The following is a 24715-nucleotide window of genomic DNA, read 5'->3' as shown; positions in this document are numbered from 1 at the left end:
TGCCTCCTGCCAGCCCCGATCAACGACCCTACCTTCGCACCGGCGGTCCGGGCGCGCCCGGTGGGATCGCGGTGGATTCCCGGTGCGGGGCCAGGGCTCAGCGGGCCAACTGGGCCCGCCAGTGGTCGAACACGGATTCCGCGTTGCCGGTGTATGACCAGGGCGCCCGGGTGGGGCGGTCGCCCAACTGGCGGAACACCTCGGCGGCCTCGGTGGTCAGGCCCGCATGGACCAGGCCGTGCGCCAGCGTGTTCAGGTCGGCCACGTCCTGGGCGTACTCCATGCCGCTGCGGTGGTCGATCCACTGCCGCATGGTGCTGTGCAGGGCCTGCACCGCGACCTCGTGGTTCCAGTGGTAGGTCAGGCCCACCGCGGCGGCGCCCTCGGTCTCCACCCGCTGGCGGTAGTGCTCCGCCCGGGCGGCCTGGGTGAGCGCGGCCAGCGGGGAGCCGTGCGGGGCGAAGGCGGCGCTGTCGCGGGCGAAGTTGTACATCTCGCCGTGCGAGCCGTGCCAGCGCGCGGAGAGGTGCCGCAGCACCTGGTGGTGGCCCTCGCGGCTGTAGGGGTCCCGGGCCTGCAGCTCGCGCCACCAGTGCCAGACATGGGGATGGCCCTGGCCGTACAGGCGGGCCAGGGTCATCAGGGAGACCCAGGGCAGCGGGTCGGCGGGATTGCGCTCGGAGGCCTGCAGGCAGATCCGGGCGGCGCGGTCCAGGTGGCCCCGGTCCAGGCTGTCCTGCGAGGCGGGCGGCGCTCCCGAGCTCCGGTTGGCCTCGGCGACCGCCGCGAAGATCCGCATCACCTCGGTCTCGGCGCGCAGCACCAGCGCGTCCGGGTTGTCCGGCTCGGCGGACTGCCAGGTCTCCACCGTGCGTATGCCGGCCGCCGCGTCCGCCAGCAGTCGTAGCCGGTGGGTGCGTCGGTCCCAGTCCCTGCCGGTCTCCCTGAGCAGGTCGCGGGCCCCCTGCCAGCGGCCCACCACGAGGTCCTGCCGGGCGGTGGCGAGCGCAACGTCGCCGAAGGTGGGATCGAATCTAACGGCGGTGGTGGTGCGTCGTCTTGATCTGGCCATGGGAGGACCGCTTCTCGTCCGGAGTAAGTGGAGCGGAAGTGCCGACAGCGGGTGTCGGATCCGGACGAACCGGAGCCGACACCCGCAGATGCTACTGGCTGTCTGTAAATGTCTCGTTACTGCCCATATCTGACGCTATGTCAGCTGAAGTGCGGTCAGATATCGGTCGCCAGACCGGCTCCGCTGCTCCCGGTGCCCGCGGCGGTCAGGGTGCTCTTCCCGTACATCGCGTCGACCTGGTCGGCGGCGGTGGCGTCCAGACGGACCGCTCCGGGGCGGTAGTAGTCGCTGCCGTTGGCCCAGTAGTACGCCATCGGGATGATGCCGATGGCCAGCGCGCCCAGGCCGATCAGGATGGTGGTGAGGTCGAGGGTCATGCAGTTCTCGACGAAGAGGAAGCCCATGAAGACGGCGCCGGCCAGCGGCCAGAGGCCGACGAAGATGGCGTTGGAGAAGGACTTCAGCACCAGCTTGCGGTAGGCCACCACGACAGCCAGCCCGGCCAGCGCGTAGTAGACGGAGATCTGCAGGCCGATGGCGGCGACGGCATAGCCCATGATCTTGGTGACGCTGCCCAGTGAGTTGGAGGCGACGAACAGGCCCAGCGAGACCACGACGACCACCAGGATGGCGACCCAGGGGGTCTGCCAACGCGAGTGGGACTTGCCGAAGACGGCGGGGATGGTCTTGTCCCGGCCCATCGCGAACAGCGAGCGGGTGACCTGGATCAGCGTGGTCTCCAGGGTGGCGATGGTGGACAGCACCACCGCGATCACCAGCACCTTGCCGCCGGCGCCGGGCCAGACCACATTGCCGAGGGTGGTCAGCAGCGGCGCCGAGTTCGCGTCCAGGATCTCCTTCTGACTGATGATCATGTTCACCGCGATGGTGACCACCTCGAACAGCGCGAACACGGCGACGACGCCGACCAGGCCGCCGAGGCCGGAGTTCTTCTTGCTGTTGCTGGTCTCCTCGCTGAGGTTGGCGGTGACGTCCCAGCCCCAGAAGTAGAAGGCGGCGATCAGGGCCGCGCCGGCGAAGCCGGAGATCCCGCCGAAGTGGCCGAAGCCCCACAGCCAGGACCAGGAGAAGGTGGCCGCCGTGCCGCCGTGCACCAGGGCCGCGACGCCGAAGACCACCAGGATGGCGACCTCGATACCGGTCATGATCCACTGGGCGTGCGCGGTGATCCGCGCGCCCAGCAGCACCAGCAGCGCCATCACCAGGAAGGCCACCGCGCCGACCCCGATGCAGGCCCAGGTGTTGCTCGCGGCGCTGTCGCTGAACAGCGAGAGGGTGTACTGCCCGGCGGGCAGGGAGCCGGCCACCATGAAGATGGTCGCGGAGACCACCAGCGACCAGCCGCTCAGAAAGCCCAGCGCGGGGTGCAGTGCGCGGCCGACCCAGGAGTAGCTGGCGCCGGCGTTCACGTCCAGCCGGCCCAGGTAGTTGAAGGCCCAGGCGATGCCGAGCATCGGGATCGCGCACCAGAGCAGGGCCGCCGGGCTGACCAGCCCGGCCGCGCCGACCAGGACCGCGGTGGTCGAGGCCAGTGAGTAGGCAGGGGCACTGCCTGCCAGGGCCATGATGACGGTGTCGAAGCCGCTGAGCACATTGGCCCGCAGGCCGCCCCTGCTCTCGACAGATATGTCGTTGGACAAAGTGGTGCCTCTCCTGGGGCCGCCGCCGGAGGATGCGGCACGCGGGGGCGCGGCAACGGGGACTCACGGCGGGGGGTGCGTACGGCAAGGGGTACGTGCGGGTGCTGAGGGAGCAGATGGTGCCGCGGGAACTCAAGCAGATCCGTCGAACGATCGCTCAACGGGAGTGTGTCCAAGGGGTTTCCGGAGGCGGGATTGCCGCTTCGGCACCAGTGGCTTCAATGCGTGCCATATGGTGCCCGTCCCTTCGCCCTTCTGGCAATGCTTTGGCGGATTTCGTTTACTGGTCCTTCACAACTGCGGAATCCATGCAAGAATTCGATGATCGCAACTGATTTCGTTGACCTATGGATGTCAAATGCCTGAAACTTCACGAGCTGTCCTGTCCGGAACCGACCGCACCCGGCTCCGTCGGCTGCGGGAGAACGGGCGCACGGAGCGTTCCGAGTTGGACGCCGTGCTCGCCGCGGGGTTCCTCTGCCACCTGGGCGTCCTGGTCGACGGGACGCCGATGGTCGTCCCCACCGTCTACGGGGCCACCGCGGACACCCTCTACTTCCACGGCTCGGCCGCCAGCCGCAGCCTGCTCGCCTCGCCCGGGGCGACCGTCTGCGTGACCATCACCCATGTCGACGGCCTGGTGCTGGCCCGGTCCGTGTTCGAACACAGCGTCAACTACCGCTGCGCCATGGTCTACGGCGTCCCCAGGCTGGTCACCGACGCGGAGGAGAAGCTGGAGGGGTTGCGGGTGCTGAGCGAGCAGTCGGCTCCCGGGCAGTGGGACTACGCCCGCCGCCCCAACCGCAAGGAGCTTGCCGCGACCAGCCTGTTGGCCATCGGCCTGGACGAGGCCTCGGTCAAGGTCAGCGCGGGGCCGCCGGAGGACGGGGACGGGCCGGACGCGGAACTGGGGCTGTGGGCGGGGGTGCTGCCGCTGCACCAGGTCTGGGGCGAGCCCGTTGCCGACCCGGCGCTGGCCGCGGGCGTCGCGGCGCCGTCGCACGTCGTTGCGCGGGTGGGTGCGGTCTGATCTGTGGTCGGGTGCAGGCCGGAGGTGGCTTGTCGCGCAGTTCCCCGCGCCCCTGGCTTGTGCAACTGAGCCAGTTGCAGACCCATAGGGGCGCGGGGAACTGCGCGACAAGCCACCCTCACAGCTGCCACTCTCCGCGTACCGCAGCCAGTGCCTCATGGAACCCCGGGAACGTCTTGCGGACGCAGCCCGGGTCGTCGAGCGTGACGCCGCCCGGGATGCCGTTCTTCGCCAGGCCGAAGGCCGTAACGCTGAAGGACATGGCGATGCGGTGGTCGCCGTGGCAGGCGATGTGTGCCGGGGTCGGGCGGGCCGGGTGGATCTCGATCCAGTCGCGGCCGGTGCTGACCGGCACCCCCATCGCGGTGAGGTTCTGCTCGCACGCGGCCAGCCGGTCGCACTCCTTGACCCGGGTGTTGTAGACGTCCTCGATCCGGACCGGGCCCTCGGCGAAGGGGGCGATCGCGGCCAGGGTGGGGACCGTGTCGGAGATGTCGCGCATGTTCACGGTGATGCCCTGGAGCCGTTCCGGGCCGGTGACGGTGACCGAGTCGGGCGTCAGCTCGACCTCGGCGCCCATCCGCCGGAGCACCTCGGCGAAGCGGATGTCGCCCTGCAGCGAGTCCGAGCCCAGGCCCGGGACGGTGACGGTGCGTCCGGTGACTGCGGCGGCGGCGAGGAAGTAGCTGGCGGTGGAGGCGTCCGGCTCGATCAGGTAGTCGGTGGCCCGGTAGGGCCGCGGCGGTACCCGGAAGGTGTCGCCGACCCGGCGCGCGTCGCTGCCGAAGCGCCGCATCATCGCCAGCGTCATCTCCACGTAGGGGACCGAGACCAGGTCGGAGACAGTGATGTCGAGGCCTTCGGCGGTCAGCGGCCCCACCAGCAGCAGTGCGGTGAGGAACTGCGAGGAGAGCCCGGCGTCCAGGGTCAGCGCGCCGCCCTTGATGCCGTCCGCGCGCACGGTCAGCGGGTGGTGGCCCTCGGTCAGCTCATGGGTGAGGTCGACGCCCAGTTCGCGCAGCGCCCCGGTGAGCGGGCCGAGCGGGCGGCGGCGCATCTGCTCGGAGGCGTCGAAGCGGAAGGTGCCCCGTCCGGCGGCGGCGAGGGTGGGAAGGAAGCGCGCGGTGGTGGCGCCGTCGCGGCAGTAGACGTCCGCCTCGTCGACGGCGGGTCCGGCCGGGCGGCCCTCGACGGTCCAGCGCTCGGGCTGCCGGTCCAGCCGGTAGCCGAGCGTGCTCAGACCCTCGGCGAAGCCCTCGCTGTCGTCCGACAGCAGTGGACGGCGCAGCACGGTGGTGCCTTCGGCGGCCGCGGCCAGGAACAGCGCGCGGGCGGTGACGGACTTCGAGCCGGGGATCTGGACGGCGGTCATGGGGAGAGCCTAGATCGACGGCGGAGGGCCGGGCCGCCGCGTCCGCACACCGGACGCGGCGGCCGTGCCCCTCGGGCAACACCTAGGCCGGGCTGAGCCAGATGGTGGCCAGCGGCGGCAGGGTGAGCTGGGCGCTGGTGTCGCGGCCGTTCCAGGAGACGGGTTCGGCCTTGACCGGGTCGGGGTTGCCGATGCCGCTGCCGCCGTACACCTCGGCGTCGGTGTTGAGCACCTCCAGCCAGATCGAGTCGCGGACGTCGGCGCGCACGGTGGGCAGGCCGATGCGGTAGTCGTGGCGGACCACGGGGGAGAGGTTGGTGACGCTGATCAGCGGGCGGCCGCTGGTGTCGCTGCGGATGAAGCTGAAGACGTTGTCCTCGGCGGCGCCGCCGTCGATCCAGGAGAAGCCGGCCGGGGCGGTGTCCAGCTGCCACATCGCCGGGACGTCGCGGTAGATCCGGTTCAGGTCCCGCACCAGGTCCTGGACCCCGCGGTGGTCCGCGGCCGCGGGCCAGTCCTCGCCCAGCACCCACCACTGCGGGCCGTGGTCGTGGTCCCACTCGGCGCCCTGGGCGAACTCGGTGCCCATGAAGACCAGTTTCTTGCCCGGATGCGCCCACATGAACGCCAGGTAGGCGCGCACGTTGGCGCGCTGCTGCCACCAGTCGCCGGGCATCTTGGACACCAGCGACCCCTTGCCGTGGACCACCTCGTCGTGGGAGATCGGCAGCAGGTAGTTCTCCGAGTACGCGTACACCATCGAGAAGGTCATCTCGTTGTGGTGGTACTTGCGGTGCACCGGCTCATGGCTCATGTACTGCAGCGAGTCGTGCATCCAGCCCATGTTCCACTTCAGCCCGAACCCCAGCCCGGAGTGCTCGGTGGCGCGGGTGACGCCGGGCCAGGCGGTGGACTCCTCGGCGACGGTGACCACCCCGGGGCAGCGGCGGTAGACGGTGGCGTTCATCTCCTGCAGGAACCGCACCGCGTCCCAGTTCTCCCGGCCGCCGTCCGCGTTGGGGCTCCAAGCGTCGCCCTCACGGGAGTAGTCCAGGTAGAGCATGCTGGCCACCGCGTCCACCCGCAGCCCGTCCACGTGGTACTCCTGGCACCAGAACACGGCGTTGGCGACCAGGAAGTTGCGCACCTCGGTACGGCCGTAGTCGAACTCCAGGGTGCCCCAGTCCGGGTGCTCGGCGCGCAGCGGGTCGGCCGGCTCGTACAGCGGCCGCCCGTCGAACTCGCGCAACGCGAAGTCGTCCTTGGGGAAGTGCGCCGGCACCCAGTCCACGATCACCCCGACCCCGGCCGCGTGCAGGGCGTCCACCAGGTACTTGAAGTCGTCGGGAGAACCCAGGCGCGCGGTGGGCGCGTAGAACCCGGAGACCTGGTAGCCCCAGGAGCCGCCGAACGGATGCTCCATGACCGGCATCAGCTCGACATGGGTGAAGCCCAGGTCCCGCACATAGGCCGGGAGCTCGGCGGCCAGCTGCCGGTAGGTCAGGCCAGGACGCCAGGACGCCAGGTGGATCTCGTAGACCGACATCGGCCGGTCGTGGACGGTGGCGTTCGCGCGGCGGTCCAGCCAGTCCTGGTCGTGCCAGGTGTGGGTGGAGGCGTGCACCACCGAGGCGGTGGCCGGCGGCGCCTCGGTGGCCTGGGCCAGCGGGTCCGCCTTCTGCAGCAGCCGCCCGTCGGAGGTGGCGATCTCGTACTTGTAGCGGGTACCCGTCCCGATGCCGGGCACGAACAGCTCCCACACCCCGGCCCCGCCCAGCGACCGCATCGGATGCGCGGTGCCGTTCCAGCCGTTGAAGTCCCCGATGATCCGCACCCCCGACGCGTTCGGCGCCCACACCGCGAACGCCGTCCCGACCACGCCCTGCACGGTGCGCGGATGAGCGCCCAGCACGTCCCACAACTGCTCGTGCCGGCCCTCGCCGATCAGGTGCAGGTCCGTCTCGCCCAGTGTGGGCAGCAGCCGGTAGCCGTCCTCCTGCACCGCCTCCACCCCGTCGTAGGCCACCCGCAGCCGATAGGCCCCGAGCCCGGTGGCCGGCACCAGCACCGTGAACAGGCCGTCCTGCTGGTGCGTCAGCGCATACTGCTCGCCCTCGCCGGTCTCCAGCAGCACCGACTTCGCCAACGGCCGCAGCACCCGCACCGCGGTGCCGCCGGGCACCGGATGCGCGCCCAGCACCCCGTGCGGGTCGTGGTGCCAACCGCCCACCAGCCGCGCCACCTCCCCGGGGGGCAGCGACGCGTCCGTCACCCGCAGCGGGACGTCCCCGTGGACGGCGCTGCTCTGCTGGGCGGCGCCGCTCTGATGGACGACCTCCGTTCGCGGCTCGACGACTGCGGCGGCGGCGATGGGACGGGGCGGGTCGAACTTGGTCACGGCCGGTTCCTCCCTGTGGATGACGGGTCGGTGGTGGTGGGCGGGCGGTCTGATGGGACGTTAGGGGAGCGGGATCAACGGACTGTTACTTCTGGGCGGCCTGCGCGAGGCGGATGATCGCCGACATCGGGATGGCCAGCCATTCGGGCCGGTTCCCGGCCTCGTAGACCACCTCGTAGACGGCCTTGTCGGTCTCCATCGCCTGCAGCAGCACCGGGTCCGCGGTGGGGTCCTCCGCGCCGGCCGCCGCGTACCCCGCGCAGAAGGCGGCGCGGTTGCGCAGCGCCCAGGTCGAGGCCAGCGAGCTGAGCCGGGGCAGCTCCGGGTCGTCCGGGGGGAGCTCGGTCAGCAGGTGGGCCGCGGCGTAGTCGAAGGACCTCAGCATCGCCGCGACATCGCGGACCGCGGGCTGGACCCGGCGCCGCTCCTCCAGCGGCTTGGCCGGCTCGCCCTCGAAGTCCAGCAGCGCCCAGCCGCGCGCGGTGCGCATCGACTGGCCCAGGTGCAGGTCGCCGTGGATCCGCTGGGCCCGCAGCAGTCTGCCGTCGCGGGCCGACCTGGCCAGCTCCTGGAAGATCCGCCGCAGCGGGAGCCGGTAGGGGGCGAGCGCGGGGACGGCCAGTGAGGCGGCGTCCAGCCGCAGGGCCATCGCCTCCGCCGTCGCCTCGATCTGCGAGCGGTCCAGCACGGTCACCGGCAGGGTGCGGGCCAGCGCCAGGTGCACCTCCGCGGTGGTGCGGCCGAGCAGGAACGACTCCGCGGAGAAGTTGCCGGTGATGTGGTCGCTGGGGTGGCCGTCGCGGCTGCCCTGCCACTCCGGGTCGGTGCGCAGCCGGTTGACATGGGCGAGGGCGAACTCCCAGCCGTCCTTGCCGCCGAGCAGGTAGCGCTGCAGCAGGCCGAGGGTGGCGGTCTCGCCGGGGAGGTTCGGAATGTCCCCTTCGAACCAGGCCAGGGGGGTGGGCACCCGCCCGGACCCGGCCCGGCTGAGCGCCAGCGAGAGCTCCAGGTCGGGGTTGAGGCCCGGGGTGATCCGGCGGAACAGCTTGAGGATGGCGCTGTCGCCGAAGACGATCGAGGTGTTGCTCTGCTCGGCTGTGCCGACCCGGGCCGAGCTGCCGGGCTCGGCCAGATCGGTGAGTTCGGGGCCGTGCGGGGCGTGGAAGACCAGCGGCCCGATCCGGTTGCTCCGGGTGGCGCCGGCGCCGATCAGGGTGCGCAGCAACCGCAGCGCCAGCGCCGGGTGGTGGGTGGCGTCGTAGGTCAGCAGGCCGTCATGGGGGCCGCCGCCGATCCGGCCGATGACGGCGGCGCGGGCCCGCTCGGAGCCGGCCCCGACCGCGGTCGGGGTGTTCGGGGCCGCCCCGAGCAGCAGCTGGTAGAGGTCGGACTCGTCCGAGGAGTACTCGATCCTCAGCAGCAGGTGCAGCAGCAGCGGCTCGTCGGGGCCGCCGGGGAGCAGGGTGACCGTCGCCGGCGAGATGCCGGTGATGGGCCGGTGCTTGCCGGCGAACCAGCGCTGCCGCGGCAGCCAGTCGTGCAGCAGCGGCAGCACATCGCGGAGCAGGGCGTCGAGGTCGGTGCCGCGGACCGTACCGGTGCCGGCCGGGGCTCCGGTCGAGGAGGCCTTTGCGGATGCGGTCGCCGCGGATGCGGTCGCTGCGGATGCGGCCGTGGCGGATGCGGCCGTGGTGGTGGTCGTGGCGGCGAGCGTACGCGGACGGGAGGTCTCGGACATATCTCCCTTTCCCCGGGGGCGCGGCAACCCCGGCGGCACCCGGGCCGAAAGCGGAGCGGCCCTGCCGCCGGGTCTGCCAGTCTCCCGGATTCTGACGGCGTGAAGCCTTCGGCACGCGGGGACCGACCGCCTTTCGGGGGCGAGGAGGCCGCCCCCGGTGTGCCGGAGTACGCCGTTCGAGTGTGTTGTGGGTCGCGCTGCTCCTCAGGAGGGTCGGGGGGGACGGGTTTCCGGCGGCTACTCGGCCCGCCGGAGCCGGAACCAGTAGAAGCCGTGGCCGGCCAGCGTGAGCAGGTACGGCAGCTGGCCGATCGCGGGGAAGCGGACCCCGCCGATCAGCTCAACCGGGTGCCGTCCCTCGAACTCCCGCAGGTCCAGCTCGGTGGGCTGGGCGAAGCGGGAGAAATTGTTGACGCACATCACGATGTCGTCCCCGCCGTCGGGCAGTGAGAGCTTGCGGACGAAGGCCAGCACGGCGGGGTTGCTGGAGGGCAGCTCCGCGTACGAGCCCAGGCCGAAAGCCGGGTTGAGCTTGCGGATCTCGATCATGCGGCGGGTCCAGTGGAGCAGTGAGCTGGTGCTGCTCATCTGCGCCTCGACATTGGTCACCTGGTAGCCGTAGACCGGATCCATGATGGTCGGCAGATTGAGCCTGCCCGGGTCCGCGGAGGAGAAACCGGCGTTGCGGTCCGGGGTCCACTGCATCGGGGTGCGGACCCCGTCCCGGTCGCCGAGCCAGATGTTGTCGCCCATGCCGATCTCGTCCCCGTAGTAGAGGACGGGGGAACCCGGCAGGGACAGCAGCAGGGCGGTGAACAGCTCGATCTGGTTGCGGTCGTTGTCCAGCAGCGGAGCGAGCCGGCGGCGGATGCCCACGTTCGCCCGCATCCGCGGGTCCTTGGCGTACTCCGCGTACATGTAGTCGCGCTCCTCGTCGGTGACCATCTCCAGGGTCAGCTCGTCGTGGTTGCGCAGGAAGATGCCCCACTGGCAGTTGTCGGGGATCTTCGGGGTCTTCGCCAGGATCTCCGCGACCGGGTAGCGGGACTCGCGCCGCACCGCCATGAAGATCCGCGGCATCACCGGGAAGTGGAAGGCCATGTGGCACTCGTCGCCGCCCTTGGAGTAGTCGCCGAAGTAGTCGACGACGTCCTCGGGCCACTGGTTGGCCTCGGCCAGCAGCACCGTGTCCGGGTAGCTGGCGTCGATCTCGGCCCGCACCCGCCTCAGGAACTCGTGGGTCCTGGGCAGGTTCTCGCTGTTGGTGCCCTCCTCGGCGTAGAGGTAGGGTACGGCGTCCAGCCGGTAGCCGTCGATGCCCAGGTCCAGCCAGAACCGCAGCGCGGCCAGGATCTCCTCCTGGACGGCCGGGTTCTCGAAGTTGAGGTCGGGCTGGTGCGAGAAGAAGCGGTGCCAGAAGTACTGCTTGCGGACCGGGTCGAAGGTCCAGTTGGAGGTCTCGGTGTCGACGAAGATCACCCGGGCGTCGGCGTAGGCCTTGTCGTCGTCCGCCCACATGTAGTAGTCCCCGTACGGACCGTCCGGGTCGTTGCGGGAGGCCTGGAACCAGGGGTGCTGGTCGCTGGTGTGGTTCATCACGAAGTCGATGACCACGCGCATGCCGCGCTGGTGCGCGGAGTCGACGAACTCCACGAAGTCCGCGAGGTCGCCGAACTCGGGCAGCACGGCGGTGTAGTCCGCCACGTCGTAGCCGCCGTCGCGCAGCGGCGAGGCGAAGAAGGGCGGCAGCCACAGGCAGTCCACGCCGAGCCACTGGAGGTAGTCCAGCTTGGCGGTGAGGCCGCGGAGGTCGCCGACGCCGTCCCCGTTGCTGTCCTGGAAGGAGCGGACCAGCACCTCGTAGAACACCGCACGCTTGAACCAGTCGGGGTCGCGGTCCTTCTGCGGGGTGTCGGTGAAGGTGTCGGGTACGGGTTCGTTGACGATCACGAGTCGGCCCTCCGGACCGTGAGGATGTGAGCCGGCTGCTGGGTGGGGTCCAGCCGGACGTAGTTGTCGACGCCCCAGCGGTAGTGCGCGCCGCTGAGCTGGTCGTGGACCTCCGCCTGGTCGCCCGGACGGAGTCCGAGGGCCGGCAGGTCCAGCGAGAGGGTGGTCTCGTGGGCGTGGTGCGGGTCCAGGTTGACCACCACCAGCACGGTGTCCTCGCCGTGCCGCTTGGAGTAGGCCAGGATCTGGTCGTTGTCGGTGCGGTGGAACCGCAGGTTGCGCAGCAGCTGCAGCGACCGGTGCTCTCGGCGCAGCGTGTTCAGCGTGGTCAGCAGCGGCGCCAGGGTGTCGGTACGGGTCCAGTCGCGCGGCCTGAGCTGGTACTTCTCCGAGTCGAGGAACTCCTCGGAGCCGGGGCGCACCGGGGCGTTCTCATAGAGCTCGTAGCCGGCGTAGATGCCCATGCTGGGGGTCAGCGTCGCGGCCAGCACGGCCCGGACCGCGAACGCCGGGCGGCCGCCGTGCTGCAGGTAGGCGTGCAGGATGTCCGGGGTGCTCGGGAAGAAGTTGGGCCGCATGTAGGCGGCGGCCTCCCCGGACAGCTCGGTCAGGTACTCGGTCAGCTCCTGCTTGCCGGTGCGCCAGGTGAAGTAGGTGTAGGACTGGTGGAAGCCGATCTTCCCCAGGGTGTGCATCATCGCGGGCCGGGTGAAGGCCTCGGCCAGGAAGAGCACGTCGGGGTCGGTGCGGGCGATGTCCGCCAGCACCTTCTCCCAGAAAACGACCGGCTTGGTGTGCGGGTTGTCGACCCGGAAGATCCGCACCCCGTGCGCCATCCAGTGCCGCAGCAGCCGCAGGGTCTCGGAGACCAGGCCGTCGAAGTCGAGGTCGAAGTTGACCGGGTAGATGTCCTGGTACTTCTTGGGCGGGTTCTCGGCGTAGGCGATGGTGCCGTCGGCGCGGGTGGTGAACCACTCGGGGTGCTTCTCCACCCAGGGATGGTCCGGGGAGCACTGCAGCGCGAAGTCCAGCGCCACCTCCATCCCCAGCTCGGCGGCCCGGGCCACGAAGGCGTCGAAGTCCTCGATGGTGCCCAGGTCCGGGTGGACCGCGTCATGGCCCCCCTCGGGCGAGCCGATCGCCCAGGGCGAGCCCACGTCGTCGGCGCCGGCCTCCAGGGTGTTGTTCGGGCCCTTGCGGTAGGCGCGGCCGATCGGGTGGATCGGCGGCAGGTAGACCACGTCGAAGCCCATCGCGGCCACCGCGGGCAGCCGCTCGGCGGCGGTGCGCAGGGTGCCGGAGACCGGCGCGCGACGGCCGAGACGGTCCACCACCGCGCCCTCGGAGCGGGGGAAGAACTCGTACCAGGAGCCGTAGAGCGCCCGCTCGCGGTCCACCTGCAGGGCAGAGGGACGGGAGGCGGACACCAGTTCGCGCAGCGGATAGCGGGTCAGGATCCGGGTCAGCTCCTGGTCCAGCGCAGCCGCCAGCCGGGCGGACGGGGCCAGCTCGGCCTGACGCAGGGTCACCGCCGCGGCCAGCACCAGCGGCCGTCCCTCCTTCTTGGGGACGCCAGGGGCCGCACGCTCCAGCAGCAGTGCGCCCTCCTCCAGGACCAGCGCGGTGTCGATGCCGGCCGGGATCTTGATCTCGGCGGTGTGCCGCCAGGTGGCCAGTGGATCGCTCCAGGCCTCGACGGCAAAGGTCCACCGGCCGGGCGCGGTGGCGACCACCTCGGCGCCCCAGCGGTCGGTGCCGGGGGCCAGTTCGCGCATCGGGGTCCACGGTCCGCTGCGGCCCTTGGGATCCCGGAGCACCACATTGGCGCCCACGGCGTCGTGGCCCTCGCGGAACACGGTGGCGCTGACCTCGAAGGGCTCGCCGACCACGGACTTCGCGGGGCGGGTGCCGCAGTCCACGCGGGGGCTGACGTCCAGGACGGGGATTCGGCCGATCATGTGCTGCTGTTCGTCCTCTGCGGTCTTCGCGGCCTTCGGGGTCTTCGCTGTCTTCGCTGCGCGCGCGGCCCTCGGGGGCTTTGCCGATGGTGAGCTGCGCGGGGCGCGTGTGGTACGGGTCGGACTTGTCGTATTGGTGGTACTTGTCGTGCTGGTCGTACTGGTGTCCTCGCCGGTACCGGCGGTACCGGCGGTACCGGCGGTGCCGGTGCTGCCGGTGGTGTCGCCGGGACCGCCGCTGCCGGTCCCGCGGGGCAACCGCGGCTCCGGCGCGGACGTCGTACTGCTGGCCAACGGCTGCTCCACCTGCTCCTGGTGCGATTCCCGCACGTCCCGCATGTCCCGCTCCTGACCACGATCGGCGGCGACCGTCCGGATCAGCACCCGGTTCCGAGGGGAGGGTGCGTCCGGTCGGCGCCGGAGGGCTGTGCCGGTCGGGAGGGTCACCGAGGACGCCCCCGGCCTTGGTACGGCCGACGGCGGCGCTGCTGACGCGTGTCGTGTTGACCCGGCGTCATTGTTGACCCGACCCAGACCCGAAGGAGTGACCCCGAGAGCCTTCCCCCGGTCCTCTCCGTCAACCTGGCATGCGGTAGTAACCGCAGCCGCGGCCGGTACGCGCCGGGGCGCGCACCGGCGCGCACGCACCCCGTTCCGTCACGGGTTTTGTGGCCCGCTGCCTACAACGAGCAGGTGGGGGAGGGGACACGCGGAGGGCGGAGTACAAGCTGTGGCTGGAAAACGCAGAGAACCGGCCGCACCCTGCGTCAACTCTCTCGACCTGCCTCGATCCTCGCACCGTCTTGGCCCATTGCGCACGGGTATCCACAGCTTTCAGCCAGATGGAACGACAGTTCGTCAGGTCCGAGGGCGGTTGCGGGTCGTGCGTGCGACGGCCGTGCGACCAAGGGATTTCGGCTGTGTGAACGCGCGCCCCCGTGCGCTCACCTGCGCCGTTGTGCGCCAATCCGCCGTCCGGGTGAACTCCGGCCCGATTACTCCACCGGAGCGCGCCGAGCGCGTTCCGCGGCCTCCGGGAGTGGCTTCGCAAGCCACCCCGCCTCGCGCTATCTTCGCTTGGGTGAAGGCAATCCGACGTTTCACAGTCCGCACCGTCCTGCCCGAACCCCTCCGAGCCCTCGGCGAATTGGCGCTCAATCTGCGCTGGTCCTGGCATCCGGACACCCGCGAGCTGTTTCGCGAGGTGGACCCGGAGACCTGGGAGGCCGCAGGCCGCGACCCGGTGCGGTTGCTGGGCCAGGTGTCCCCGCAGCGACTCAGCGCCCTCGCCGCCGACCGGCGCTTCTGCCGCCGACTCGGCGACGCCGCCGCCGACCTGAACGACTACCTGAACGAACCGCGCTGGTACCAGCAGCAGCTCGCCCTGCCGAACCCGCCCGGCCTGCCCGCCGCCATCGCCTACTTCTCGCCCGAGTTCGGCATCACCGCGACCCTCCCGCAGTACTCCGGCGGCCTCGGCATCCTGGCCGGCGACCACCTCAAGGCCGCCAGCGACCTGGGCGTCCCCGTCATCGGGGTGGGCCTGCTCTACCGCCACGGCTACTTCCGCCAGTCGCTGTCCAAGGACGGCTGGCAGCAGGAGCGCTACCCGCTGCTGGACCCCAATGAACTCGCCGTCAGCCAACTGCGTGAGGCCGACGGCAGCCCCGCCACCGTCACCCTGGACCTGCCCGGCGGCCGGCGGCTGCACGCCCGCATCTGGAAGGCCCAGGTGGGGCGGGTGCCGCTGCTGATGCTCGACTCCGACATCGAGGAGAACGCCGCCTCCGAACGCGACGTCACCGACCGGCTCTACGGGGGCGGGAGCGAGCACCGGCTGCTCCAGGAGATGCTGCTCGGCATCGGCGGGGTGCGGGCGGTCCGCGCCTTCTGCCGGCTCACCGGGCACGTCGAGCCCGAGGTGTTCCACACCAACGAGGGCCACGCCGGCTTCCTCGGGGTGGAGCGGATCCGGGAGCTGGTGACGGTCGGGGCGGCAGGCGCCGACTGGGCCCCCGGGAAGGCCGGGGCGCTGGACTTCGACACCGCGCTGGAGGCCGTCCGCGCGGGCACCCTGTTCACCACCCACACCCCGGTCCCGGCCGGGATCGACCGCTTCGACCGCCAGCTGGTGCAACGTCACTTCAGCGGTGACGCCCAGCTGGAAGGGGTGCCGGTCGAGCGGGTGCTCGCGCTCGGCACCGAGGGCTGGCCGGGCGGCGACCCCGCCCTGTTCAACATGGCCGCGATGGGGCTGCGCCTGGCCCAGCGGGCCAACGGCGTCAGCACCCTGCATGGCAAGGTCAGCCGGGAGATGTTCAACGGACTCTGGCCGGGATTCGACGCCGAGGAGGTGCCGATCACCTCGGTCACCAACGGCGTGCACGCCCCCACCTGGATCGACCCCGAGGTGGTGCGGCTGGGCTCGAAGGAGATCGGCGCCGAACGCACCGAGGAAGCCATGATGGTCGGCGAGTCGCGCCGCTGGCACGGCATCGAGCGCATCACCGACCAGGAGATCTGGGAGCTGCGGCGCCGGCTCCGGGAGCAGCTGGTGGACGAGGCGCGCGAGCGGGTCCGCGCCTCCTGGCGGCAGCGCGGCGCCTCCGAGGCGGAGCTCGGTTGGGTCGCCGGAATACTCGATCCGGACGTGCTGACCATCGGCTTCGCCCGCCGGGTGCCCTCGTACAAGCGGCTGACGCTGATGCTGCGCGACCCGCAGCGGCTGCGGGCGCTGCTGCTGCACCCGACCCACCCGATCCAGATCGTGGTGGCCGGCAAGGCGCACCCCGCCGACGACGGGGGCAAGCGGCTGATCCAGAAGATGGTGCAGTTCGCCGACGACCCGGCGGTGCGGCACCGGATCGTCTTCCTGCCGGACTACGACATGGACATGGCTTCAGCGCTCTACCCGGGCTGCGACGTCTGGCTGAACAACCCGCTGCGCCCGCTGGAGGCCTGCGGCACCTCGGGGATGAAGTCCGCGCTCAACGGCGGGCTGAACCTCTCGGTGCTCGACGGCTGGTGGGACGAGTGGTACGACGGCTCCAACGGGTGGGCGATCCCCACCGCCGAGGCCAACGGGGATCTGCACAGTGGGAGCATGGACCCGGACGGGCCGGAGGCGGACCGCCGGGACGACATCGAGGCCGCCGGGCTCTACGACCTGATCGAGCACCAGGTGGCCCAGCGCTACTACGACCGGGGCGGGGACGGCCTGCCGTCCCGCTGGATCGAGATGGTCCGGCACACCCTGATCACCCTCGGCCCCAAGGTGCTGGCCGGGCGGATGGTCCGCGAGTACGTCGAGCGGCTCTACACCCCGGCCGCCGAGGCCAGGCGGATGCTGGCCCAGGACGGCAGCTACGAGGGCGCGCGGGAGCTGGCGGCGTGGAAGGCCCGGGTCAGGGCGGCCTGGCCGGGCGTGGGCGTCGACCACGGCGAGACCGCCGACAGCGCCGACTCCGCGGAGCTGGGGACGACCCTGGCGCTGCGGGTGCATGTGTCCCTCGACGGCCTGGACCCCTCCGACGTCGACGTCCAGGTCGTGTCGGGACGGGTGGACGACGCCGACCGGATCACGGACGCCACCGCGGTCTCGCTGAAGGCCGCCGACCGCGCCGACGTGGACGGCCGCTGGCGCTACGAGGGACCGCTGGAGCTGGGCCGCACCGGACCCTTCGGCTACACCGTCCGCATCCTCCCCGCGCACCGGCTGCTCGCCTCCAGCGCGGAGCTGGGCCTGATCGCCGTCCCGGCCGAGACCGGCGGGATGGACTCGGGGCTGCTGCGCTGATCGGACGTCAGCAGGTACGGGCCTCCGGCGCGGGTGCGCGCCGAGCCGGGGGCCCGAAGCGCACCCCCCGGCCGTTCGGCCGGGGGGTGCGCACTGCTTGCCGCGATCACGGGACCGGTCAGACCAGACTGTCGCGCCAGGCCTCGTGGAGTCGGCTGAAGCGGCCGGTGCCGGCGATGAGGTCGGTGGGGGTGCCGTCCTCGACGATGCGGCCCTGTTCCATGACCAGGACCCGGTCGGCGATCTCCACGGTGGAGAGCCGGTGGGCGATGATCACGGCGGTGCGGCCGGCCAGCACGGTGCGCATGGCCTCCTGGACGGCGCGTTCGCCGGGGACGTCCAGGGAGGAGGTCGCCTCGTCCAGGATCAGCACCGCCGGGTCGGCGAGCAGGGCCCGGGCGAAGGCCACCAACTGGCGCTGGCCTGCCGAGATGCGGCCGCCGCGCTTGCGCACGTCGGTGTCGTACCCCTCGGGCAGCTCGCTGATGAAGCCGTGCGCGCCGATCGCCCTGGCCGCCGCCTCGACCTCCTCGCGACCGGCGCCGGGGCGTCCGACGGCGATGTTGTCGGCGACCGTCCCGGAGAACAGGAAGGATTCCTGAGTCACCATCACCACGCCCTTGCGCAGCTCCGCCGTGGCCAGCTCGCGCAGGTCCACGCCGTCCAGCAGCACCCGGCCGCCGGTCGGGTCGTAGAACCGGGCCAGCAGTTTGGCCAGCGTCGACTTGCCGGCGCCGGTGGCACCGACGACGGCGACGCTCTGGCCGGCCGGTATCCGCAGCGAGAACTCCGGGAGCACCTGCTTGCCGGTCCGGTAGGAGAAGCCGACCCGGTCGAAGAGGATCTCGCGGCCGCCGGTGGTGGCGCCCGGGCGGGCGTGCTCCGGAGTCTCCGGCAGCGGAACCGCCTCGACCGGCTCCGGCACCGAGGGCTCATGGGCCAGCAGGCCCGCGATCTTCTCCAGGGCCGCCGCCGCCGACTGGTAGCCGTTGACGAACATCGCCAGCTGGTCGATCGGGTCGAACAGCCGCCGCAGGTACAGCACGAAGGCGGCCAGCACACCGAGTTCCAGCTCCCGGCCGGCGACCAGGTAGGCGCCCCAGAGCACCACACCGATGATCCACACATTGGCGGTGACCCGGGCCGAGCAGACGAAGCGCGCCATCGAGATCATGCTGTCGGCGTTGGACTTCGCGTACTCGGCGTTGGGCACGCCGAAGGAGGCGTCGTTGGCCTCCTCGCGGCGGAACGCCTGGACCGGGCGGATGCCGTTCATGGTCTCGGTGAAGCGGACGATCACCGTGGCCACGGCGGTCCTGGAGCGCCGGTAGATGTTCTTGGAACGGAGCCGGTAGGAGCGCTGCAGCAGGAAGACCGGGACGGCCGAGGCGACCGACACCAGCCCCAGCCGCCAGTCGAGGACCAGCAGCAGGCCGCTGATGTAGACGATCTGCAGGGCCACCGAGAGCAGTTCCTGCAGGCCCTCGTTGAGCAGCTCCCGCACGGCGTCCACATCGCTGGTGGCCCGGGAGATGATCCGGCCCGAGGTGTAGCGCTCGTGGAAGTCCAGGCTGAGCAGCTGGGCATGGCGGAAGATGCGCCGGCGCATGTCCAGCAGGATGTCCTGGTTGATCAGCCCGGACAGCCTGATGAACCAGCGCTGCAGCAGCGTCGCCACGGCGGCGCAGCCCAGGTACCCGGCGGTGACGGCGATCAGCGGCCCGGCGTCGTGGCCGCGCAGTGCCGGGATGCCCCGGTCGATGGCGACGGACACCAGCAGCGGACCCACCTGCAGGGCGGCCTGCTGGAACACGATCATCAGCACCGCGAGCACGATCCGCTTGCGGTGCGGACCCATCAGCGAGCGCAGCAGCGCCCGGGGCGCGCCCGGCGGGACCGGGATGTCCTCGCCCTCGGCGACGGCCGCGGGCGGCTCGGGCTCGGTCAGGGGCTGGTCCGCGCCCGACAGCTGCTCCTGCTCCTCGACGAGGGTGGCTTCGTCGAGCGTCTCCGCTTCCACTGCGGCCTCCGGATCGTTGGAATGGCGGGCGGTCGGTCGGGGTCCGGCGAGGACGGTGCCGGTGTCGTTCATGCCGGCACCCGCTCACCGGACATCAGCTCGCGGTAGGCGGGCGAGGTCTCCAGCAGCTCGTGGTGCGTGCCGACGGCCGCGATCCGCCCGTCGACCAGCATCGCGACCCGGTCGGCGAGCAGCACCGTGCTCGGCCGGTGGGCCACGACCAGGGCCGTGGTGCCGGCCAGCACCCGCCGCAGGGCCTGCTCCACCAGTGCCTCGGTGTGCACGTCCAGCGCCGACAGCGGGTCGTCCAGCACCAGGAAGTCGGGTGCGCCGACCACCGCGCGCGCCAGCGCCAGCCGCTGCCGCTGGCCGCCGGACAGGCTCAGTCCCTGCTCGCCGACCTGGGTGTCGACACCCTGCGGGAGCGCTCTGACGAACTGCGCCTGGGCGACGTCCAGCGCCCGCTGCAGCGCCGCGTCGTCCGCGTCCGGGGCTCCCATCAGCACGTTCTCCCGCACCGAGGCGGAGAACAGGGTGGGCTCCTCGAACGCCACCGAGACCAGCTCGCGCAGCCTGCCCCTGGACAGCGCGGTGATGTCGGCGCCGTCCAGGGTGATCCGGCCGGCGCTCGGGTCGTAGAGCCGGGGGAGCAGCGCCGTCATGCTGGTCTTGCCGCTGCCGGTAGTGCCCACCAGCGCCATCGTCTCGCCGTGGCGGATGTGCAGGTCCACGCCCTGGAGCAGGTCCGGGGTGTCGGCCGGCGCGTCCGGGTAGCGGAAGCGCACGCCCTCGAAGCGGATGCCGTCGCGTATGTCGGAGTCGGGACGGGAGTCGGGACCGGTGGCCGTGACGACGTCGTCCGCATCGGCGAGCGGGGCGTCCAGCACCTCGAAGAAGCGGTCCGTGGCCGTCGCCGCCTCGTTGCTGTAGGCCAGCAGCCAGCCCAGCGACTCCACCGGCCAGCGCAGCGCCAGCGCGGTGGAGAGGAAGGCCACCAGCGTCCCCGCCGTGGTGGTGTCGTGGGCGACCTGGACCACGCCCACCGCCAGCGCGGTGCCCAGCGCCAGCTCGGGCAGGCCGACGATGACCGCCCACAGGTTGGCCAGCAGCCGGGCCTTGTTCAGCTCGGTGCCCCGGAGCTCACGGGCCTGGGCGCGGAAGCGCTGGGCCATGGTCCGGTGCCGGCCGAAGGCCTTGAGGATGCGGATGCCCAGCACCGACTCCTCGACGATGGTGGCCAGGTCGCCGTTCTGGTCCTGGGCGAGCCGGGCCGCGGCCGAGTAGCGCCGCTCGAAGTAGGAGCACAGCATGATCAGCGGTGCGGCCGGAAGCACCGCGATCACCGCGAGCTGCCAGTCGAGGGCGAACATGATGGCGATCCCGACCAGGAAGACCATCGAGTTGACGATCAGGAACACCAGCGGGAAGGCCAGGAAGAGCCGGATGGTGAACATGTCCGAGGTGGCCCTGGACAGCAGCTGCCCGGAGGCCCAGCGGTCGTGGAAGGTCACCGGCAGCCGCTGCAGCCGGGCGTAGAGGTCGGCCCGCATGGTGCGCTCGACCCCGGAGAGCGGCCTGGCCAGCATCCACCGGCGCAGCCCGAAGAACAGCGCCTCGGCCAGCCCGAGGACCAGCAGCAGCGCGGCGGGCCACCACAGTCCGGACGAGTCGTGCTTCGACACCGGTCCGTCCACGATCTGCTTCAGTACGAGCGGGATCAGCAGGCCGGCCAGTGAGGCCACCATCGCCGAGGCGGTCGAGCCGGCCAGGTACCAGCGGATCGGGCGGGCGTACGGCCAGATGCGCAGCAGTGAGCGCACGGTCGAACGCTTGGGTGAGTGGGCGGGCGTGGGCGGCTCGGTCATGGCGGCAGGGTCCGGTCTGTCGGCGTCCGGGGTGGCCGGAGCTGTGGATTCCGGTAGCGACGGCGCTGGTGGCGCCTGCGGTTGGGGCACGGGGGAGGAGGCACTGGACATCGTGTGTGAGCGTACGGCCCACCACTGACAATCCTCATCTGGTTTTTACCGGGGTACGCCGGGCCCGCCCGGTCGCCCACCGGTCCGCCGCGCCGTCCGGACAGCCGTCGAACTCCCCTGCCGCCAGGGGAGTTCGACGGCCCTTCAGGTCACTGCCCGGCGGGCAGGTGCACCAGCAGCGTCCCGGTTCCGTCCACCACGTCCAGGCCGGTTATCTGCGCGGGGCTGATCGAGGTGGACGCGGGTACCTGGGCCGCCGGCGCGTAGCCCGAACCCCAGGTGCCGGCGGTCTCGCTGAGCCCGCCCTTCCCGTGCACCACCAGGTGGCAGGTGATGTCGGTCGGCAGCCCGCCCAGCTTCAGCTCGAACTGGGTGCCCCAGGCCTCCGGGAAGAGCGCGGCGGTCGCCGACACATGCGTGGTCGGGTCGGTCGCGCCCCAGGTCGCCGCGGCCTGCACGGTCGGCGTCGCCCTGCCGCCGCTGCCGTGGTCCACCGCCGCGTACACACCCACGCCCGCGGCGCACGCCGCCAGCGCGAGGCCTGCGGCCAGGGCCGCACGCCCCCGGTTGCGCCGGCGGTGCTGGGCCGGGACCGGCAGCGGCCGCAACTCCGCCGAACCGGTCTGCCCGTGCGGCTCCCGCTGCTCCCGCGCCGGGCTCAGCGACTCGGCGACCTGCGCCGACTCCGGCAGTTCGTCGAACGCGGTGTGCCGCATCAGCCCCGGCAGCGGGGCCAGCTCCACCAGTTCGGCACGGCAGTGCTCGCAGCCGGCGATGTGCTGCTCCAGCGCCCTGCGCTCCTCGGGTTCGAGGGCCCCGAGCAGATAAGCGCCGAGCGAGACGCTCTCCTGACACGGCGTCGTCATCGGGATGTCACCCCTCTCTCCTCCAGTACGTTCCGCAGGGCCCGCAGCCCGTAGTAACAGCGCGATTTGACGGTGCCGACCGGCACCCCCAGGTGCTCCGCCGTCTCAGCCACGGTGCGGCGCAGGTAGTAGACCTCGATGAGCACGGCCCGGTGCTCGGGACGCAGACCGCGCATGGCCTCCAGCATCTGCCAGCGCTCCAGCATCCGGTCGAGTTCCAGGTCCCCGTCGCCCTTGGCCCACTCGCCGCCCTCGTCCTCAGGTAAGGGCGACTCGGCCGGCCGGGCCTTGATCTTCCGGTAGGCGGAGACCACCAGGTTGTGGGCGACGGTGTGCAGCCAGGGCCCGGCCCGGTCCGGGTCGAGCGAGTCCTGGTGCTGCCAGGCGCGCAGGAAGGTCTCCTGCACGATGTCCTCCGCCCGCTGGTAGTCGCCGTGGACCAGCCCCAGCACCCGGCCGAGCACCGAGCGCCCGTACCGGGAGTAGAGGGAGCGCACGAACTCCGAGTCGCGCGCCTGCGAGTGGTCCACGCCTTCCAGTACGCACCACCTGCGGGAAGGGTTCAAGCTCCGGCAGGATCAATACGGGATCAGTGCGGGATCAATCCGTTCCGGACCGCTCGGACGGCCCGCAGATCCGCAGCAGCAGCAGTGTCCGCCCGGGGACGGTGAGCCCGGTGCCCGCCTCGTAGCGGTGGCCGGGCGCCTCGGCCTGGTCCTCCAGCGAGGTGTCGACCACCGCCTCGTACGCCTCGCCCCAGGGCGGCCCCGGCAGCAGGAACTTGGTCGGCCGGTGGTCGGCGTGCAGCAGCAGCAGAAAGCTGTCGTCGGTCAGCTCGCGGCCGAGCTGGTCGCGCTCGGACATCTCGTCCCCGGCCAGGTACATCCCCAGGGTGGCGCCGGGGGTGTACCAGTCGGCCTCGGTCATCTCGCGCCCCCGCGCGGTGAACCAGGTGAGGTCGCGCAGCCCGCCGGGATGCGCCGGGCGCCCGGAGAAGAACGCGCGCTGGCGCAGCACCGGATGCGACCGGCGCAGCCGGATCAACCGCGCGGTGAGATCGGTCAGCGGCCGCCAGCCCGCCTCCCCGGCGGGCACGGTCCCCTCCGGGCGGTCCCGCAGCAGCGACCAGTCCATCCAGCTGGTCGGGTTGTCCTGGCAGTAGGCGTTGTTGTTGCCCCCCTGGGTGCGCCCCATCTCGTCGCCGGCCACCAGCATGGGCACCCCGGTGGAGAGCAGCAGGGTCGCCGTGAGATTCCGCAGCTGCCGTCGGCGCAACGCGTTGACCTGCGGCGATTCCGTCTCGCCCTCCACTCCGCAGTTCCAGGAGCGGTTGTCGTCGGTGCCGTCCCGGTTGTCCTCGCCGTTGGCCTGGTTGTGCTTGCCGTTGTAGGAGACCAGGTCGCGGAGGGTGAAGCCGTCGTGCGCGGTGACGAAGTTCACCGAGGCGTAGGGCCGGCGCCCACCCTGCTGGTAGAGGTCGGACGAGCCGGCCAGCCGGTAGCCCAGCTCCCGGACGTCCGGCCGGGCGCCGCGCCAGTAGTCGCGGACGGTGTCCCGGAAGCGGTCGTTCCACTCCGTCCACAGCGGTGGGAAGCCGCCGACCTGGTAGCCGCCCAGACCCACGTCCCAGGGCTCGGCGATCAGCTTCACCCGGCTCAGCAGGGGGTCCTGCGACACCGCGGACAGGAACGGCGCCAGCATCGACACCTCGAACGGGTAGCGGGCCAGCGCGGCGGCCAGGTCGAACCGGAAGCCGTCCACGCCCATCTCGGCCACCCAGTACCGCAGCGAGTCCGTGATCAACCGCAGCACTTGCGGCTGGTTGCTGTCCAGGGTGTTGCCGCAGCCGGTGAAGTCGGCGTAGGCCCGGCGGTTGTGCGGCTGCAGCCGGTAGTAGCCGGCGTTGTCGACACCGCGCAGCGACAGGGTGGGACCGCCCTCGCCGCCCTCGGCGGTGTGGTTGTAGACCACGTCCAGGATCACCTCGATCCCGGCCGCGTGCAGCGCCCGCACCATCCGCTTGAACTCGGTGACCTGCTGGCCCCTGCTGCCGGACGCGGAGTAGCCGGCGTGCGGGGCGAAGAAGGCGATGGAGTTGTAGCCCCAGTAGTTCCCGGCGCCGCGCCGCTGCAGATGCTCCTCGTCGGCGAACTGGTGCACCGGCAGCAGTTCGACGGCGGTCACCCCGAGCCGGGTCAGGTGCTCGATCGCGGCCGGGTGGGCCAGGCCCGCGTAGGTGCCCCGGAGCTCCTCGGGGATGCCGGGATGCCGCTGGGTGAAGCCCTTGACGTGCAGTTCGTAGAGGACGGTGTCGGCCCACGCGGTCTTCGGCCGGCGGTCGTCGGACCAGTCGTCGTCATCGTGGACCACCACGGACTTGGGCATGTACGGGGCCGAGTCGCGGTTGTCCCTGACCGTGTCGGCGACCTCGCGCTCGGGCCAGCCGCGGACGTGCCCGTACATGGCGTCGTGCAGCCGGAACGTGCCGTCGACCGCTCGGGCGTACGGGTCCAGCAGCAGCTTCGCCGGGTTCCAGCGGGCGCCGGTCCAGGGGTCCCAGCGGCCGTGCACCCGGAAGCCGTAGCGCTGTCCCGGCAGCACCCCGGGCAGGTGGCCGTGCCAGGTCTGGAAGGTCTGCTCGTGCAGCGGGTAGCGGGTCTCCCGGTCCTCCTCGTCGAAGAGGCAGAGCTCCACCGCCTCGGCCCCGGCCGCCCAGAGGGCGAAGTTGGTGCCGGGGCGGCCGTCCGGGCCGATGTGGAAGCGGGCCCCCAGCGGCTGCCAGCTCCCCGGCCACGCCTCGGCCGGCCGGGTCGCGCCGGCCGGCGCCCCGGCGGCCGGCAGCCGCTCCGCCGGCGGGGCCTGCTGTCCCGGTGCTACC

The 24715-nt window shown here is 71.6% G+C and carries 14 protein-coding genes; 2 read left to right on the top strand and 12 right to left on the bottom strand.

Annotation, left to right across the window (positions count from 1 at the left end; translation table 11 throughout):
• Positions 1-97: 97 nt before the first annotated feature.
• Positions 98-1072 carry a hypothetical protein gene (locus tag TR46_RS02265; RefSeq protein WP_042392544.1) on the bottom strand — a complete coding sequence of 325 codons (975 nt, stop codon included), beginning with the start codon at positions 1070-1072 and terminating at the stop codon, positions 98-100.
• 155 nt (positions 1073-1227) lie between these two features.
• Positions 1228-2721: an APC family permease gene (locus tag TR46_RS02260; RefSeq protein ID WP_042392771.1), complete on the bottom strand. Its 1494-nt coding sequence runs from the start codon at positions 2719-2721 to the stop codon at positions 1228-1230.
• Between the two features lie 370 nt (positions 2722-3091).
• Here TR46_RS02260 and TR46_RS02255 point away from each other — a divergent pair, with 370 nt between their 5' ends.
• Positions 3092-3763 (top strand): pyridoxamine 5'-phosphate oxidase family protein, encoded by a 672-nt coding sequence (locus TR46_RS02255; protein ID WP_042392543.1) that lies wholly within the window; start codon positions 3092-3094, stop codon positions 3761-3763.
• Positions 3764-3881: 118 nt separating this feature from the next.
• Here TR46_RS02255 and aroA read toward each other — a convergent pair whose 3' ends face one another.
• The 5 genes from aroA to TR46_RS02230 all read right to left on the bottom strand — a co-directional run bounded on the left by aroA (position 3882) and on the right by TR46_RS02230 (position 13179).
• Positions 3882-5135, bottom strand: coding sequence for a 3-phosphoshikimate 1-carboxyvinyltransferase (aroA, locus tag TR46_RS02250; RefSeq protein WP_042392541.1), 1254 nt, complete (start codon positions 5133-5135; stop codon positions 3882-3884).
• 82 nt (positions 5136-5217) lie between these two features.
• Complete coding sequence (gene glgB, locus TR46_RS02245) at positions 5218-7533, bottom strand: 1,4-alpha-glucan branching protein GlgB (RefSeq protein ID WP_439654330.1); 2316 nt, start codon at positions 7531-7533, stop codon at positions 5218-5220.
• An 85-nt stretch (positions 7534-7618) separates the two neighbouring features.
• Entirely contained in the window at positions 7619-9271 is a 1653-nt protein-coding gene (locus tag TR46_RS02240) for a maltokinase N-terminal cap-like domain-containing protein (RefSeq protein ID WP_042392538.1), read from the bottom strand.
• Between the two features lie 237 nt (positions 9272-9508).
• A complete protein-coding gene (treS, locus tag TR46_RS02235; protein WP_042392535.1) occupies positions 9509-11221 on the bottom strand; it encodes a maltose alpha-D-glucosyltransferase in 1713 nt (570 codons plus the stop codon).
• A complete protein-coding gene (locus TR46_RS02230) occupies positions 11218-13179 on the bottom strand; it encodes an alpha-1,4-glucan--maltose-1-phosphate maltosyltransferase (RefSeq protein ID WP_042392532.1) in 1962 nt (653 codons plus the stop codon). The genes treS and TR46_RS02230 overlap by 4 nt, the downstream gene beginning before the upstream one ends.
• Positions 13180-14260: 1081 nt before the next feature.
• Here TR46_RS02230 and glgP point away from each other — a divergent pair.
• A complete protein-coding gene (gene glgP, locus TR46_RS02220) occupies positions 14261-16975 on the top strand; it encodes an alpha-glucan family phosphorylase (protein ID WP_042392527.1) in 2715 nt (904 codons plus the stop codon).
• 118 nt (positions 16976-17093) lie between these two features.
• Here glgP and TR46_RS02215 read toward each other — a convergent pair whose 3' ends face one another.
• From TR46_RS02215 to glgX, 5 genes are all read right to left on the bottom strand, one after another.
• Complete coding sequence (locus TR46_RS02215; protein ID WP_084717763.1) at positions 17094-19067, bottom strand: ABC transporter ATP-binding protein; 1974 nt, start codon at positions 19065-19067, stop codon at positions 17094-17096.
• Positions 19064-20860, bottom strand: a complete 1797-nt coding sequence (locus tag TR46_RS02210; RefSeq protein WP_042392525.1) for an ABC transporter ATP-binding protein — start codon at positions 20858-20860, stop codon at positions 19064-19066. The genes TR46_RS02215 and TR46_RS02210 overlap by 4 nt, the downstream gene beginning before the upstream one ends.
• A gap of 260 nt (positions 20861-21120) precedes the next feature.
• A complete protein-coding gene (locus TR46_RS02205; RefSeq protein WP_042392524.1) occupies positions 21121-21837 on the bottom strand; it encodes an anti-sigma factor family protein in 717 nt (238 codons plus the stop codon).
• A complete protein-coding gene (locus tag TR46_RS02200; protein ID WP_030262448.1) occupies positions 21834-22367 on the bottom strand; it encodes a sigma-70 family RNA polymerase sigma factor in 534 nt (177 codons plus the stop codon). The genes TR46_RS02205 and TR46_RS02200 overlap by 4 nt, the downstream gene beginning before the upstream one ends.
• Before the next feature lie 70 nt (positions 22368-22437).
• Positions 22438-24678, bottom strand: coding sequence for a glycogen debranching protein GlgX (glgX, locus tag TR46_RS02195; RefSeq protein WP_063770508.1), 2241 nt, complete (start codon positions 24676-24678; stop codon positions 22438-22440).
• Between the last annotated feature and the right edge of the window lie 37 nt (positions 24679-24715).

Origin of the sequence: Streptacidiphilus carbonis, assembly GCF_000787775.1 — a bacterium.
Classification (GTDB): domain Bacteria; phylum Actinomycetota; class Actinomycetes; order Streptomycetales; family Streptomycetaceae; genus Streptacidiphilus; species Streptacidiphilus carbonis.
The sequence above is the reverse complement of the archived record's forward strand: the minus strand, read 5'-3'. Positions and strand labels throughout refer to the sequence as shown.